This window comes from Chitinibacter bivalviorum, from assembly GCF_013403565.1.
Classification (GTDB): Bacteria; Pseudomonadota; Gammaproteobacteria; order Burkholderiales; family Chitinibacteraceae; genus Chitinibacter; species Chitinibacter bivalviorum.
In genome coordinates this window covers 3,327,726-3,343,687 of record NZ_CP058627.1, presented here as the reverse complement: position 1 = coordinate 3,343,687, position 15,962 = coordinate 3,327,726, and the positions used below count along the sequence as shown (strand labels likewise).

Here is a 15,962-nt window from a genome sequence, read left to right as displayed (position 1 = left end):
CCCCATCGACATGCGCCGATAGCCCGATATTATTTCTCGGTCTCTCTCTATACGACGATTCGATGACTCCCCCACGAGATAGCCCCCGAAAAGCTAGGCATGCCTATTTTCGGGGCTACTCGCAGCTTGCAGGGAAGCTTGGGCAAGTTGAAAAAATAAAACCAGTCGCGCAATTTGATGCCAAATTAAATTTAGATGACAAACCCCACTTCCAAATGCAACTTGGTTACAATAAGCAAACTCAATACAAGGATTTCGATTGTGTTCGCAAAAATCATGCTCGCCATCAGCGCCAGCTGTTTGGCATTTAATCTTTGGGCTGCGGAAGCCAAAGCCGTGAAATGGTCTGAATTACAGCCCGACTCGCCGACCCTACGCGCGACAGTCGGCAAGATGAATCAACAGGAAAAAACCCGCCTGATGCGCGCCGTGCAGCAGCGCGAGCTAAAAAACTTGGTCGATAGCGGCAAGCTCAAGCCCAGCGAATTTACCGCCAATGACGTCAAATTGATCAAAGAAGATTTCAAAGACCTCAATCCCTTGATTAATGAAATTGAAGCCTTTGAGAAAAAACGCACCAGCGAAATGAGCACCGCGCTGAACGGCCAGACTATCCAGCTTGATGGCTACCTATTGCCACTGAAACAAAATGGCAAAAAGGTCACCGAGTTTCTGCTCGTGCCCGTGATTGGCGCTTGCATTCACGTCCCTGCCCCACCGCCGAATCAAATGGTCGTGGTGCAATACCCGAAAGGCTATGACCAAGGCGATCTATTTGCGCCAGTAACCATCACCGGCAAGCTCAATATCAAAGCCAGCAAAGCCAATTTGGCGCTGGCCGATGGTGCGAGCGATGTGCCCGTTGGTTATGCGATGAGTGCGGATGAAGTGCGCGCTTATAAAGCGGCGGCAAAATAATTCCCAAAACTAAGGTAGGTATAATCATGAAACGCTTTATTACATTAGCTTTACTCGCTATACCCCTCAGTACTTTTGCACATGAGCACGGAGCTCACGTGCACGGCGCAGCTGAAATCGACGTTGCGATCGAAGGCAAAAAACTGGTGATCACACTGGAAAGCCCGGCAGACAATCTGCTCGGCTTTGAGCGCGCGCCCAAAACCGACGCGGAAAAAGCCAAGCTCAAATCAGTCGCCGAGCAGCTTAACAACGCCGCTTTGCTGTTTGTACCCGACGCTGCTGCGCAATGTAAAGCCGCCGCACCCGTTGTGAATATGCCGACGTTCAAAGCTGGCGAGCACAGCGATATTGATGCTGAATACAGCTTCGAATGTGCCAAAGCGCCGAGCAGCGTGGCGCTAGCGCTGTGGAAAACCTTCCCTAAATTCAAAAAGCTCACAGCCAATATCGCCACCGATAAAGGCCAGCAGCAAGCTCAATTGAAATCTGGCCAAACACTCAATCTGAAGTAAGTCGTTATTGGAAGCCCCGCCCGTGTTAATTGAACTAGCAAATTTACAATTTACCTGGCGCGGGGCTACGGCACCGACGCTGGATATTCCCGAGTTTAGCCTCGCCAAAGGCGAGCATTTATTCCTGCACGGCCCCAGCGGTAGCGGGAAAAGCACGCTGCTGTCTTTGCTAACCGGCATCCATTTGCCGCAAGCCGGTAGCGTCAAAATCTTGGGGCAAGATCTCTCGCAACTCTCTGGCCCAGCGCGCGATAAATTTCGCGCCGACCATTTGGGCTATGTGTTCCAGCAATTCAATCTGCTCAATTATTTATCGGTACTCGATAATGTTTTGCTGCCGTGCCAGTTTTCTAGCCAACGCCGCGCGCGCGCGGGGGGAGATCAGGCCAAAGAGCAAGCAATGCATTTGCTAACTCGCCTTGATCTGGCCAATTATGCGCAGCAAGCAGTCTGCAAGCTCTCGGTCGGCCAGCAACAGCGCGTGGCCTTGGCGCGCGCTTTGATTGGCGCGCCGGAAATTTTGATCGCCGACGAGCCCACTTCGGCGCTGGATGCCGAGCGTCGGGGTGCGTTTATCGAGCTGCTCTTCGAATGCGCCCAAGAGCACAACACGGCCGTACTGATGGTCAGTCACGATCCGCAATTGGCCGCCGCGTTTGATCGCAGCGTCAGCTTACCCGCCATTAACCACGCCGCACGGGTGACTGATTATGTTTAAGATTGCCCTGCATAGCCTGCTTAGCCGCCGCCTGACGGTGATTTTGTCGATTATCACCGTCGCACTATCGGTGTTGCTCTTGGTCGGCGTTGAGCGCCTGCGCACCGAAGCGCGCAATAGTTTTTCCAATACCGTTAGCGGCACCGATCTGATCGTCGGCGCGCGCACCGGCTCGGTGCAATTGCTGCTATATAGCGTCTTTCGCGTCGGCAACGCCACCAATAATATCGGCTGGGATAGCTATCAAAAGCTCGCGCACGATCGGCGCGTAGCGTGGACGATTCCCGTCTCGCTGGGCGACAGCCATCATGGCTTTGCCGTGCTCGGCACCACGCCGGATTACTTCAAATACCTGCGTTTTGGCGAAAATCAACCGCTTAAAATGAGTGCTGGCGCGCCATTTGCGAAAACCCACGACGCCGTCCTTGGCGCGCATGTGGCGAGTAAAATGGGTTACACCTTGGGGCAAAAGATTGTCCTGACGCATGGCAGCGGCGAAGGCGCGATGAGCGAACACGCCGATCAGCCGTTTACCATTGTCGGCATTCTGGCGCCCACCGGCACACCTGTGGACGACACCGTACACGTCTCGCTCGACGGCCTGACCGCGATTCACGAAGGCTGGGAATCTGGCAGCGCATCCTTGCTATCCAGCTCGGGCGTCCTCGCCGCCGATGAAGCGCGCGCCGTGCCGCCACCAGCAACGATTACCGCGTTTTATGTCGGGCTGAAATCGCGCACCGCGCTCTTTAGCTACCAGCGCGCCGTGAATCAATTTCACGATGAAACGCTGATGGCGATTATGCCGGGCGTAGCTTTGTCTGAATTATGGCAATTGATGAAAATCGCCGAGCAAGCGCTGCTGATTGTGTCGGGCTTTGTCTTGGTGATCGGCCTGATGGGGATGTTGACTGCGCTACTCACGGGGCTGAATGAGCGTCGGCGTGAAATGGCGATCTTACGCTCAGTCGGCGCACGCGCGTGGCAGATTTTTGTGCTGGTGATGGGCGAAACATTGTTGCTCGTCAGCATCGGCACTGCCGTGGGTATTGCCCTGCTTTATTCACTGCTATTGATCTGCAAGCCGATACTGCGCGAGGTATATAGCCTCAACATCGCAATCAACCCGCCTACGCCCAATGAATGGGGCCTAATGGCGGCGACGATCATCGCAGGCTTTCTGATCGGCTCCATCCCCGCGTGGCGTGCTTATCGCATGTCGCTCTCGGATGGTTTGAGCCCCCACTAAACAGAGTAAAAAAACGCCGCAGCGCTCATTGCCTGCGGCGTTTTTTTGGGGCGCTGTTAATTTAGTGTGGAAGTTGGCGCTGGATCGCCATTGGGGATAGAGACATAGCGGACCGTAATCCAACGAAAAAAGATCTTGAGGCGCAACGCAACTCCAAGGCCGCTTGGCCGATTAGTGCGAAATGGCTCTATATATGGCAGACTAAGTCGGGAAAAAATTTAGCGGTGGGAAAGTCAGTTTTCACAATGAAAATGACAAATTATGAGATACAGTGAAAGACGATGAATTTATTATGTTTTCAATGTAAAATTAGTGTTCTTAAATTTGCAGTGAAAACCGACCGGAGATGCATGTATGCTAACCGAGCTGAACGATGACGCCCTGAGGCAGTATTCCGATGCGAAAACTGCATTTCTGGCCTTGTATGAGGCAAAAAAAGCCGCGAAAGAAGTGCGGGGTAGCATGTTTTGGCGCGAAGTTGGTGGCGTGGAATACCTGATCAGAGCCAATGTGAGTAGTGCGCAGAAAAGTCTTGGGCGTAGAACAGAAGAAACAGAGGCGATCTATCATTCATTCGTCGAACGTAAAACATTTACGAGCGATCGCGTTTCATCGCTCAAAGAAACCGTTCTAAAACACCAGAGATTGAATCGGGCACTCTACGTCGGCCACACACCACAAATCGTGATCGATCTGTTGAATATGCTGGCTGAGCAGGGATTGATGGGGTTCTTCACGATTGTGGGCACTTTCGCCTTGTACGCCTACGAAACAGCCGCCGGGGTGCGAATTGACAATGCCGGTGCACTGGCAACGCAAGATGTGGACTTGCTGTGGCATAACGGCAAACGGCTGCAGTTCTTTACCCACCTCAACCGGACTCAAGAGCGATCAATGATCCGGCTACTCAAAAAAATGGACAGTAGCTTCCAGGTGGATGAACTAGATAGTGGCGGCTACACCGCGACCAATAATAAAGCATTCCAGGTGGATTTCATCAGGGCCGCGTCGCGAGATGGCGAGCCACACCCCTTCGCATTTAGTGATGATGAGGATGATTTGTGGCCAGTCCCGGCAAAGCGTGCTGAGTCGTTGTTGTCATCGCCGAGATTGGAAACGGTGGTTGTGAGTGTGCGCGGGGAAATGGCATTGATGCCGACCATTTACCCGTATGATTTCTACAAATTCAAACTGTGGATGGCAACACAACACACGCGGCCGGAAGAGAAGCGCCGGCGGGACAAAACACAAGCCGAAGTTATGTTGCGGATGATGAAAGATTACTTACCTCAGTATTTGCCGAAAGATGCGCCAGCAGAAACTGAAGGGTAATGAATATCTAGCTCCTCGGCGAGCTCGGCGGCCGCGGCGTCATTGTGATGCTGTCCGCTAACCCGGTACAGTTTCCCGGTTGGTTCAAGAGCTGGTATAACAATGATTTGGGTGTGTCCAAATTATTGCCCCCCCCGTGGGTCAAATTTCAATCGGCGCGAACATGAACGCAGGATAAAAATAAGTGACCTAGCTCGTGATACTGGAATAAATCGAGGGACGCTTACGCGCCTATATCATGAGACAGCGGAAAGAATTGAGCTCGAAGTGATTGATGCGCTATGCACATACTTTTCTTGTTCGATTTCGGATCTGCTTGAGCACGTTCCCGAAGCTGTGCCCAATAGCGAAAAAACAGAATAGTGGTAATCGCTGTTGTGAAAGTTCAGTGACCGCATAATTGATCAGGCCTCGCTGCTGAAAAATCAGAGGTTCACTGCGAGGCCCTGTTTTTCTTCACTTTAGCAATCAGCAACAAGAGCAATTTGCATCAATTTAGCGCCAAAGAAGACATAAATTTCTGTGCCCATCCTGTGCCCAAAAAATTCACTATGGGCACAAGTCCCCAAAAAAAAGCGAAGGTCATGTTGAAAGTCGTGCAATTTGGGCACAACACCCGAAGATCAATGCCATAAAAAATTGGGCACATTTTCTTAAAAATCGGCGAAGGTCAAAATGGGGGTTTTTTACTGCCAGTGAAAAATCAGTTGGGCACAGGATGGGCACAAAAATGGGCACAGACGGGTTCTGTGCCCAAATTGCAAAAATCCGAGACGAAAAAAAACCTAGGCTTGAGACCTAGGTTTTTTCATTTTTGGTTGCGGGAATAGGACTCGAACCTATGACCTTCGGGTTATGAGACTGAAATTTTTGAGACATCTTATGTGACATAAATGTATGTCCGTAAAAATCAAACATATCTATACCATTGTTTTTATAGAAAAATATACAACAATGAGGCAACAAAATCAAAAGAACATTCGTACGCGAATTTTTCACCCACCAAAAAATGTTACCTTTTTGATTATCTGATATGCTTACAAATATCCGACCGTCGGGTTAAATTTCAGCATAGCTAGGGGCTGCCGTGGATCAAGACCTACCAGATCTAAACAAGTTTGTTGTTGAATTGAACACGGTATCCCCACAAGACGCAGAATCTATAGCTGAATTGGTTAAGTCAGTTCTTGGACTAAAGGAAGATATTGATCAACTCCATGAGACCGTCGGAGCTCTTTCTGCTATTTTCAAGACATCCCAATGGACTGAAGCACATCTGTCCAATGCACACAGAAGTGCAATTAATGCGCTACTTCGCTTGAAACAACTTAGTACTACTTATCCCAAATTAATTCCTAGAACATATTCAACATCGATAAAGCACAGAGTCAAAGATCGTCCTTTAATAACAACCTGGACTGTCACTAGCACCCCTTATTCTCCGGAACAGTTACAAATCGCACGCTTTTTACAGGCTGCGGTATTTATTTGGTGTACCAATAAATTTGAGCGCATACCTAATGCGATTTTGGAAGTCTGCGCAGGGATCAGGAGGCTTCTAAAAGGAAGTTACGATTGTGATTGGAAATTTACGACAGCGCCATCCGAACAATTAGCCATTCTTATTGAAGACGCCGCAGATCCGCAACATCCACTGAATCACTGCATAAAAGGGCTCAAGTTATTACATGGCTCGTTTGCTGGATTTACAGCATTTGAGCCTATCCTGCAAAAGGTACCCATCCAACGATCGGATTTGCCTCATAAAGGCACCGCCCGTTCTCGTTTAAACATACAAAATCCGATTACGCGAGCTGTCTATCTTCCCCCCAAAGATCTCGACATTGACGAGCCACGCATTGAACTCATTGTCGAAGAACCGGAAGAAGCGCCATCTGAGCTCGGCACCTTTGGTCAATATGCTCGATTACGCGAAGCTCGCTATCGTACGGCCCGAGAAAATAATTACCTTCCTTGGGCATGGGAATCTCTGAATGAATATGACCTGAATTGCATCATTCAGGGACTGAAAACAGAGATTCTCCCCGAGCATCGGACGGGAGCTTTATTAGCTTTAATCACGCTTTCCTGCTCTGTAGATCTAAACGAATTACTACAGACCCGTTTTGTCACGGAGTGGGATCATTTGCCTGGACTACAAATTAACCTCAGGGATGGGCACTGGGGGCGAGGATTTCCAGATTTCCCAGGGCGTTTTACGCCAACCTCAGTTCAAAAAGCTGAGTTTGAGCTGCAGCACGATTGGTTAATTCTCCCTGTACCCACGTTGATGTACAGCATGCTGCTAGAAATAACTGACTTGGACACAAAGAGCCTAGCAGAAACATTACATCTCAATTCTCCAAACGAAGCTGAAGCAGCAATGAGCCTCTGGCTAAAATCATTGCGCGAAACTTCGCCGGCACTTCGAGCGACCTATGCCAGACTTCGAAGAATTCTCTTTGATGCGGAAGTACGTGAGCATGGTGACGAGTTACTGGCTAGTCTCGTTGTCAATACGGTTCAATTTGCACCAACCGTAGGCTATTACTATTACTCAATACCGAGTAATGAACTAGTCGCGCGATATTCAGCGCAGTTACTTAAACTCGGGTTAGAAATTATCCCCATTTGTACTCGACCAGACCGCTTCGGTAGCCGGTTATTTCTCTCTCCAAGCAAGCATACTCAAGTTTTATCCGAGCAACTCATCCGCATGCGTGCAATCGATGAGCTGCCTTTGCCGTGTGACTATTCCGAACTAGTTCTAGCTCACGCGCATATGGCTTGCTACACCGCATGGATGTTGCAATGCGCTACGGGTCATCGAGCCGCGGATCAATTCAGTTTTACCTTATCTACGCTTGATGATTCCGGGTGGTCCATCATTCGAGACAAAGTGATTGATGAAGGCCATCAAGCCAGGTTGGTGCGCCTAAGTCCAATAGTGCAAAAACAGATGCAGTTGTATTCCCAACATTTACGCGGGTTAGCGCAAAGGTTGGCTTATATCGATGTGTCACTTGCGGGAGAGATTGGGCGCATGGACTCACTGCCTCTGCTATCAGGCAAGGTTAATTATTTCTTCTTACTACCGATGCAACTTGGTCGTGATCTCAAAAAATTGGGAACCGCAGAAGTGATTGGATGGCTAGGAAAAACAGGACTTTGGCCAAGTAACCTACCAAGGCACTGGTTTATTAGTGCTCTTAGAGACAAAGGATTGCCAGGAGAATGGGTTTCTGGTGCGGCAGGCCATATTCAAGCGGGGCAGCAACCGTGGTCTAGCAGCATGTCATGTCCCCCAAATAATATTATCGAGCAGTGGGATGTGGCCGTTGACGCATGGTTAACTGAATTAGGCTTTTACCCACACCCTGGAATTAGGGTAATAAATAAGAAAAAAATACCCACTGCTTATTCTCGTGCAGAACTACGATCGGGGCCTATACCACGCATTATTTCCCCCGAAGCCACCCTTACCTTAAACCAGGTAAAACCCTTGATTAATTCAGTATTGAGGGAGCGCTCATGGAAGGAATTACTGGAAAATAAGTCCTTGCAACAGGAAGTCCAAAATGCGATTCTCACGCACCCCGACACTAGCACGCAAAGTAAAATACAGACACTAAATGTGTTAAAACGTTATCTGAGAATCAAGTCAGCAGGTAAATATCATAGCGGTTTTGTTTTGGATGGTCTTTCTTCTGAACCATCTTCAGTGGCATATGATCATTTGATTTGGGTGCAGCGTGCGGAATGGCTCAGAGCTGAATTTACTAGAAATTTCCCAGCAGAACCTAGCTTAATGCGACTCCCAGAGCTATCGGCTTGGGCCATCTTGGCTTTGAGCATCGAGACAGGGATTACGAATAAAAACCACTTATTTGCAGCGCTTGAGGCGGTAACTCAGCATGGACTGACGCACTTCAGACAACACTGCTGGCTTGAATGGCAGGATAAGCAGAAGCGCCAATTTCGTTGGTGGCCTGGGATGTTGTCGATCCTATTACTAACTGAGATTTATGGCCGTAAAACCGAAATTCCGCCCATAAGAGAAATTCACACAAGTCTAAGCGACATACTCGGAGAACAATTCGACCTTGTAACACAATGGCGCGATCAAAAGCGAACTCAATATCTGACTGCCATTGAGACCGCCATGCGTGCTTGGCAACGTCACAATTTACCGGGCGTCCTCGCAAGTTATGCTTGTGACGAAATAAAAACTTGGGCCATCCCTAAAAACAATCTAATACGAATCTTAAGTGATCAACGAAGTGAACAACTAAAAGACCTTGAGGATGATGCGCCTCGAGCATTCCCAGCTCAGCACAAGCTCAATACCGATTTCAAGATTCAGAAGAAAGCTTTAAGTGATTTACAGAAAATAGTTCGAGCCTTTGTTGGTGTAGATACTTCCCAACATCTGCATGCGGGCTCCCAAGGCACAGTAAATCGTACCAATACAGCAAAAGCAATTGATCAATTAATAGACGCTTGGTCAGAGCTTGGCATTTGCTCGGTACTGCACCTACTCGCTCACTATGCTAAAAGTGTCCTTAAAAAGAAATCTCATGGGCACTATTTTGCGGCCAGCACGGTTTACGATTATGTATTCACAGTCGGCAATCCACTGCTTGAACTTGCTTGGAACGATGATTTTGCCGATCTTGAAAGCGAGGACTTTGCTGACACGTATTTGCAAGCACTGAATTACAGCAAAAATACCGAAGGCAGAGGCAGGCTTGGCACACGCATACGCTATTTTCACGATTATTTGATCACGCATTTTGATGCTGCGATTGTTGACTTCGAAAAGCTAGATCCGGCGTTTGCAGGCAGCACTTCGCTTGTTCATGCACAAATCATTACGGTACAAGAATACCAAAATGCAAAAAGCCTACTTCGAACAGATGTTCATGCGGAAATTGAAGAGGCTGAATTGCAAACTCTGGCGTTAATTTTGATATTCCGGTTCGGCCTGCGGATTGGAGAGTGTTTCAGATTAACTCTGCGAGACCTTGTGTTTATCGATCAATTGCCGACAGTTTATGTACGGCAAAATAAATGGGGGCGTCCTAAATCCAGCTCTGGATTCCGACAGTTGCCATGTTGGACGATGACGGAAGATGAGCTAGAAATATTAAAACTGCGTCTAACTACATTAAATGCACGGTTTCATGGGCATAAGGATGTACCTATTTTTTGTAAGAGTGATAATCACGAAGAACGTATCTCACGTTTTCGTCTTTCACAACGACTGTTACAAGCACTCAAAATTGCAACAGGTAATCCGGCCTGTCGTATTCACCATGCGCGACACACCTTTGCGAGTGCGGCCATATATGTGAGTACTACGCATCATTTGGAAAACCATAACCAATTAAGCGCATGGTTTCCTGGTCAGGCGGGGGCGCTTGAACGCCAATGGCTTGGTCCAACATACTCTTCTCGCCGGCTGCTGCATGCAATCAGCACACACCTTGGGCATGCGCACCTTGATACTACCTTCGGCGCTTATACACATAGCCTAGATTTGGCATTCTCACTCCACAGCCAAAAATGCGCATTGACGTGCCCTAGCGATCGCCAGTTAGCACAATGGACAGGTTTAACTGTCGGTGCCATCAAGATGCGCCGTGGCCGCACCAAAGATCAGCCGCATTTATTTACATCGGAGTTAATTCAATCAGCTTTAAAACGACAAGGTGTTGCCAAGCAAGAGTTGGTACTACACAACCATGTACTACCAACCTTACCGCCAAGGCAGCACCCCGGGATTTTCAGCCTAAAATTATTGCAACTCGCGATAGAAGGAATGATTAAAGGAATTTCGATAGAAGAGATTTCAATACATTTTGGGTTGCCCAATCGGCAAGCATCGCAATTGCAATTGGCATATAACAAATTGGTAGCAGACACTGGTTATTTACGATTCGGTACGGCACAAACGCATGGCTACCTAGACAATAATTTCTATAACGCCTTATGCGATCAAATCAATGCCTATTTCGCGCGAGAACCAGATTCCGCCAAAACAATACTTCAAATTTGGAGGGATAATTATCGACCTAGAAATACAGGCTTACACTTATCAAAGCCTGAAGATTGCAGATTATGGGAAGTGTTTCTGCACGCGATCGGAGCTCATAAAACTGTATGGACTATAAAAACACAATACCATAAGCGATCGGCAACAACTGAATCTAGCGAAGCAACCTCCTTTACCAATTACCGGCGCGCATACAAGCTTCGAGATAAACTTCATAAAAAAAATGGACTTGGACAATTTCACACTACCACCCAGCAGAAAGTCACATCAAGGCAGTTAAGCCAGACTGAAATGCATCACATATTGGCACTTTGGGCCTTGAAGGTTGAATTGAAGATCGACTGATTTCTAAGTCCCAAACTAAGCGCCAACTGTTAACTTTCTGTTGTAATGGTATCCCATTCCGTTTTAGGACAAAGCTAGACGTCTAGGAGTAATTACCGTGAATGCTGATTTCAATTTTTGAGAGGAAGACCACCTTTCAATTTCTAAACGCTAAATATTGCATACCTTACGTGCAGGAGGATTCTGAATAGTTTACATAGGGGGTTATGCTAGCCACTCAAAAAAACGTTCAATCTAGTCTTTGATTATTTATACTGTTGATCGCCTCGAGATCACAGTCGAAAATGTCTCAACCATTTACATTTAATAATTAATTAACATAAACACAAAAACAAAACTATTTTATATTATTGCGAGCAAAAACCTTATCCATAACCATAAAATACATCAAATAAGCCCCAATAAATAAAAGCGGCCAAAAAACAAACCATGGCATGATAAGATGGAGAATTGAAACCACTGGCAAAATAAGGCACAACAGTGCAACAGCCAGCACAACCACCGAAATAGACTTAACAAATTTCATTGTTGATTTTATGTTGTCATACTCTTTTTGAGTCATATTATAGAGCGCTTCGTGACAGAAGTTCCAATCCAAGTCTTGCTTATGGCTAATTATTTCTCCACGTGAATTTTTTATCACCAACTCGATCAAATAATAATTTTCTTGGGCGCGATGAATATCTAATTTTTCAGATAGCGTATGCCCTGGCTGAACATCTTCAATGTTGATATAAAAATAGTTGTCAACAATACCTTGTTCCTTATCTTCAAATAGTGCAACTTTAGCGTAATACGATATTTTTTCATTATATGGATTATTTGCAAGAAAGGTATATTGTTTCTGGTTGTATGTTGCGTACTTAGTCCCTCCGCCTGAAATAATTTTTCCATTGTTGCTAGAACGTATTGATTCTATATAGCTGTAATGTACTTTTGAGTTTGTGTGGCAAATTTTTAGTGGGATTTCATTGGGAATGTTTGAATATTCCGGCTTAGGTTTGATGGTTCTTAGAAGAAAATTCACACAAATTGATAGCATTTCGATCATGTCATTTCCTGAGCTTAATTAAAGATGTAATACAAGTTAGCATTGCAATGAAATAGTCTAACTATTCACTCTAAATATCACTATCATCATATTCTTTTTTGCATTTATCTTTAGTCTTTGAAAAGCACTGCGCATTCTGATTTATTTCTTCAGCGACCAGCTTCCCAGCTGAATTTATTGACCAGAGATTACCGACGATACCTTCACGCTTCCATTTTATAGATCTTCCTGAGTTGCAATAGTCGCCCTTCATTTTTGGCGGAGGCAATAGTGCAATCCAATTTTGGATGCGTAAAAGCATCCGATTAGTCACACACAGATGCGATCAGGTACACTGACAACTTTGGCACCGAAGATTTTTTACATCTTATTGCCCAAGCTTAAATTACGGATTCTTGCATTACGCATTACTTACGTCAAGGCGGATTGCTTGCTGCTATCCTCCACGCACACAATTGGCAACTTTGACCGATTTATCGAAGTTTGACAGCGGCGGATTGAGAACCCGCTCAATTCCCTTACCAGTCTCCCATGGCACCGAAGATTGAGAGTTGGCACAGGGGCGGGTGCTGTACTCTTCAAGTGCTGGATAAATGCATAGTTGCTTGTGGTGATATTGGTTAATTTAGAATTGCTAAATGACTAAGAATACGCAATTGAGACGTTACAAATTTTTAGTCGTTTTTCTCGATGTGCGGGGAGGGCATACCCTCCTCGTTTAATAGCCTTTTTATTTCCGTGGCGGGTTATTGCCACGACCACCACCAGAGGGTTTGCCAGTAGTACTTGGCCCATTTTCTAAGTGTAATGTCATGATATTTCTCCTAAGTTTGACTCGGCATATCGGCTGATTGTGTCAGTCCGAGCCCTCCCCAACACAATCGAATTAATTAATCGAAAAAAATCTAGGTCACTAATTTCGCGAAGAGATTAGCCAAGATTCAATTGTTTTCTTTGCTCGCTCGATATCTACATAACGCCATGGAGCAGACTCATTTTTTCCTGATGGAAGTTCTTCTACTAATTGGATCCGATAACGGATTCCAATACCAATGTGTCGATCCGCGTATGATGGTTTAAGGAAAATTTCAATATGCTCGCCCCCTGAAACCGACCAATATTCAGACGGATACGTTATCAAAATCGGATACAGCTTGTTCTTCAGCTCATAGAGTAGCCATTCAGTAAGCAGACGGTGACTGTGTCCACGATTTTTATTACGATCCTGATGGATACGGAACTCATCTAAATCTACAGCGACATATTGAGTATCGATAACGTCGCCATAGCTACCATTTTCAAATTCGATTATTTTGAATCGCAATTGCTCAACTGTCTGTGGTGTAGGAGCCCCATCAAAGAGAGTGCTGAAATTAAAGGAATGGAATGACCAATCCTTTAACAGGGATAAGATGGACAGCTCATCTCGCTGCATCGGTTTACACCATCGAACACCATGTTCATTCGCCTCACAACGAACAAAATCAATGCGTGCGGGGCTATGGCATAATGGAAAATATATTTCAATTCGGTACCAAAATCCGTCGCGCCAAATTCGAACACTTTCGTCTGAAGTTGGCAGGCGGGGAAACTCTTTAAAGCGATCGCAAATATAACCCCAAATACCCACCGTACTTTGCAGAATGTCAACACGATAACTTTCTCGAAAGGTTGTCGTTACAAACCAATGCCCATCACAATTTGCAGGCATAAGAATTTCAGTTTTGCTTAACCCTGTATATTCAATGAGATCCGCAAGCTCAGAAGGGTTCCGGCCAAGTTGTACAACTTCTATGCGCTTACTGATGTCTTCGGCTAAGCGCTCAAGCCCTTTTCCTGCGTTTGCCTTCTCAAATTCTGAATACGCCAACATTAGTTTTTTGTTTTCTCCCGTGGCAATCTGATCATTAAGCAATAGTGTAATTTTCTTAAGGTATTCAGCAGAATCAGGAAGTACTTCTCCTTGAAGAAATGCAATTGGAACATCCAATACTTTTGCAATTACCTCTGCAACCTGCGGGCTTGTGCGTCCTTTTGCTTCAATACGCTGATAGTCGGCGGTCATCGTTTCCTCTGAACTTTGACCATTACAACCCCAGCTAGGATAGTGAGAGGAAATAGCTTTAGACATTGCGCTCTGGGTGAGCTGTCGTTCTTTGCGAAGTCTGCGTAAGTACTGAGTATCTAGCTTGAATGATGGCCGGCCTTTTTTCATATGTCCTCCGTTTGTGTGCAGCCATAATCGCGACTTTATTAAATGCTGTAAATGAGCATAAATACAGCATTTAATCTGCACCGAGTCAGAATCTATACACTGCACGTCGAACGTGGTTTTTTCGTATAAACTGACTCAACTGCGGCCCCCTGATTTATACGTATAAACTGACCAGCCACCAACCCCGATTTACACGTATAAACTGACTCAGCCATCGACCCCGATTTATACGTATAAACTGATTCAGCCATCGACCCCGATTTACACGTATAAACTGAACAGCCATCGACCCCGATTTACACGTATAAACTGACCAGCCATCGACCCCGATTTACACGTATAAACTGACCAGCCATCGACCCCGATTTACACGTATAAACTGACCAGCCACCGCGCCCGATTTATACGTATAAACTGACTCAGCCACCGACCCCGATTTACACGTATAAACTGACCAGCCACCGCGCCCGATTTATACGTATAAACTGACTCAGCCATCGACCCCGATTTACACGTATAAACTGACCAGCCATCATGCCCGATTTATACGTATAAACTGACCCAGCCACCGCACCCGATTTATACGTATAAACTACTATGGGCAAAACACGACTTGATAGATCATTACAATATTCAATCAGTACATAAATTTGAGCTTGTACACTTCACTTCATCCAAATATCACAACAAAACTCTAGATTTCAATTTATCTAAATGCATGTACGGCGTTAATACAGGCCAGGAAAATGCATTTTCAGTACAGAGGTGATATGCTTTTTTCAGATGATTAAATATGAGAGTTACTATATGAAAAACCATACTGCCAACTGTCAAATCTATGAGCTAAATGTTCCTGTCAAAGAGAATGACTGCGGTGAAATTGTCTTTAGCCCAGAAAAAGCAAAAAGAGAAGCCGATGCGGTGGCAAGGAGCATTAAATCAATCTTCAAAATAATCAATACTGAAATATTAATAAAAGATGAGAAAATGTTTATCAAGCTTTCACTAGGAGCGACAGGAACAAATTCAGAGATATCCGATCTTATCCATGATGGAATTATTAGAACTATTGGGAACTCAGACCGGTTATACGAAAGCTTGATTAATAACAAAGAGATTCCACCGCTATCAAATGAAGAACTTCACGCGGCAAAAATTATGATGGAACTTAGAATGGGTGCTAGCACCCCAGAAAAATTGACTCGGGTAGATGGAAAAGAAATACCTATTTCAAAGCTCGCGCGGCGAGAACTTGAAGTAGAAAGCAATGAACAGACAATCGCTGAAGTTCAAGTTGACGAGGTCAAGTTTGATAGCTTCGTAATATCTGGAAAAACCCCGGGTACGAATGGAATTAAATTAATGTACCAGCCGGAGCAATATCCTGATTTGATGCGCGCATTGAGCACAAATAGATTAATAACCGTAAGTTATATTGAGGTAAAATCAAAAATACCGGGGGAAAATAAAAATATTTTTGGCAAAATAATTTCATTCAATTCTAGTGGATTGTTTACCGCATGATTCGGCTCCCCCTCGAAGATGATTTGGTTTCTTAACATTT

General features: G+C 45.7%; 10 protein-coding genes. 8 read left to right on the top strand and 2 right to left on the bottom strand.

Annotation, left to right across the window (positions count from 1 at the left end):
- The first annotated feature begins 261 nt into the window (after positions 1-261).
- The 7 genes from HQ393_RS15835 to HQ393_RS15805 all read left to right on the top strand — a co-directional run bounded on the left by HQ393_RS15835 (position 262) and on the right by HQ393_RS15805 (position 11,132).
- Positions 262-918 carry a DUF3299 domain-containing protein gene (locus HQ393_RS15835; RefSeq protein ID WP_179356464.1) on the top strand — a complete coding sequence of 219 codons (657 nt, stop codon included), beginning with the start codon at positions 262-264 and terminating at the stop codon, positions 916-918.
- A gap of 26 nt (positions 919-944) precedes the next feature.
- On the top strand, positions 945-1,433 hold the full coding sequence (locus HQ393_RS15830) for a ZrgA family zinc uptake protein (RefSeq protein WP_179356462.1): 489 nt from the start codon (positions 945-947) through the stop codon (positions 1,431-1,433).
- 22 nt (positions 1,434-1,455) lie between these two features.
- Complete coding sequence (locus HQ393_RS15825; protein ID WP_218871217.1) at positions 1,456-2,151, top strand: ABC transporter ATP-binding protein; 696 nt, start codon at positions 1,456-1,458, stop codon at positions 2,149-2,151.
- A complete protein-coding gene (locus HQ393_RS15820) occupies positions 2,144-3,400 on the top strand; it encodes an ABC transporter permease (RefSeq protein WP_218871215.1) in 1,257 nt (418 codons plus the stop codon). The genes HQ393_RS15825 and HQ393_RS15820 overlap by 8 nt, the downstream gene beginning before the upstream one ends.
- Before the next feature lie 354 nt (positions 3,401-3,754).
- Positions 3,755-4,732 carry a GSU2403 family nucleotidyltransferase fold protein gene (locus tag HQ393_RS15815; protein WP_179356459.1) on the top strand — a complete coding sequence of 326 codons (978 nt, stop codon included), beginning with the start codon at positions 3,755-3,757 and terminating at the stop codon, positions 4,730-4,732.
- 102 nt (positions 4,733-4,834) lie between these two features.
- Positions 4,835-5,095, top strand: a complete 261-nt coding sequence (locus HQ393_RS18065) for a helix-turn-helix domain-containing protein (protein WP_179356457.1) — start codon at positions 4,835-4,837, stop codon at positions 5,093-5,095.
- Positions 5,096-5,819: 724 nt separating this feature from the next.
- Positions 5,820-11,132 carry a site-specific integrase gene (locus HQ393_RS15805; protein ID WP_179356456.1) on the top strand — a complete coding sequence of 1,771 codons (5,313 nt, stop codon included), beginning with the start codon at positions 5,820-5,822 and terminating at the stop codon, positions 11,130-11,132.
- A gap of 337 nt (positions 11,133-11,469) precedes the next feature.
- On the opposite strand, the gene HQ393_RS15800 is transcribed toward HQ393_RS15805, so the two are convergent.
- Both HQ393_RS15800 and HQ393_RS15795 read right to left on the bottom strand, forming a co-directional pair.
- The gene (locus tag HQ393_RS15800) at positions 11,470-12,183 is read right to left on the bottom strand and encodes a hypothetical protein (protein WP_179356454.1); all 714 of its coding nucleotides are present in this window, start codon (positions 12,181-12,183) and stop codon (positions 11,470-11,472) included.
- A gap of 913 nt (positions 12,184-13,096) precedes the next feature.
- Positions 13,097-14,398, bottom strand: coding sequence for a helix-turn-helix domain-containing protein (locus HQ393_RS15795; protein WP_179356452.1), 1,302 nt, complete (start codon positions 14,396-14,398; stop codon positions 13,097-13,099).
- A gap of 807 nt (positions 14,399-15,205) precedes the next feature.
- Between HQ393_RS15795 and HQ393_RS15790 the strand changes: the two genes are divergently transcribed.
- A complete protein-coding gene (locus tag HQ393_RS15790; protein WP_179356450.1) occupies positions 15,206-15,922 on the top strand; it encodes a hypothetical protein in 717 nt (238 codons plus the stop codon).
- Positions 15,923-15,962: the final 40 nt, after the last annotated feature.

Bases quoted from the DNA above. Each gene is read 5' to 3' on its own strand.
- HQ393_RS15800 (WP_179356454.1), bottom strand. From the start codon at position 12,183: ATGATCGAAATGCTATCAATTTGTGTGAATTTTCTTCTAAGAACCATC.
- HQ393_RS15830 (WP_179356462.1), top strand. From the start codon at position 945: ATGAAACGCTTTATTACATTAGCTTTACTCGCTATACCCCTCAGTACT.
- HQ393_RS15790 (WP_179356450.1), top strand. From the start codon at position 15,206: ATGAAAAACCATACTGCCAACTGTCAAATCTATGAGCTAAATGTTCCT.
- HQ393_RS15820 (WP_218871215.1), top strand. From the start codon at position 2,144: ATGTTTAAGATTGCCCTGCATAGCCTGCTTAGCCGCCGCCTGACGGTG.
- HQ393_RS15795 (WP_179356452.1), bottom strand. From the start codon at position 14,398: ATGAAAAAAGGCCGGCCATCATTCAAGCTAGATACTCAGTACTTACGC.
- HQ393_RS15815 (WP_179356459.1), top strand. From the start codon at position 3,755: ATGCTAACCGAGCTGAACGATGACGCCCTGAGGCAGTATTCCGATGCG.
- HQ393_RS18065 (WP_179356457.1), top strand. From the start codon at position 4,835: ATGATTTGGGTGTGTCCAAATTATTGCCCCCCCCGTGGGTCAAATTTC.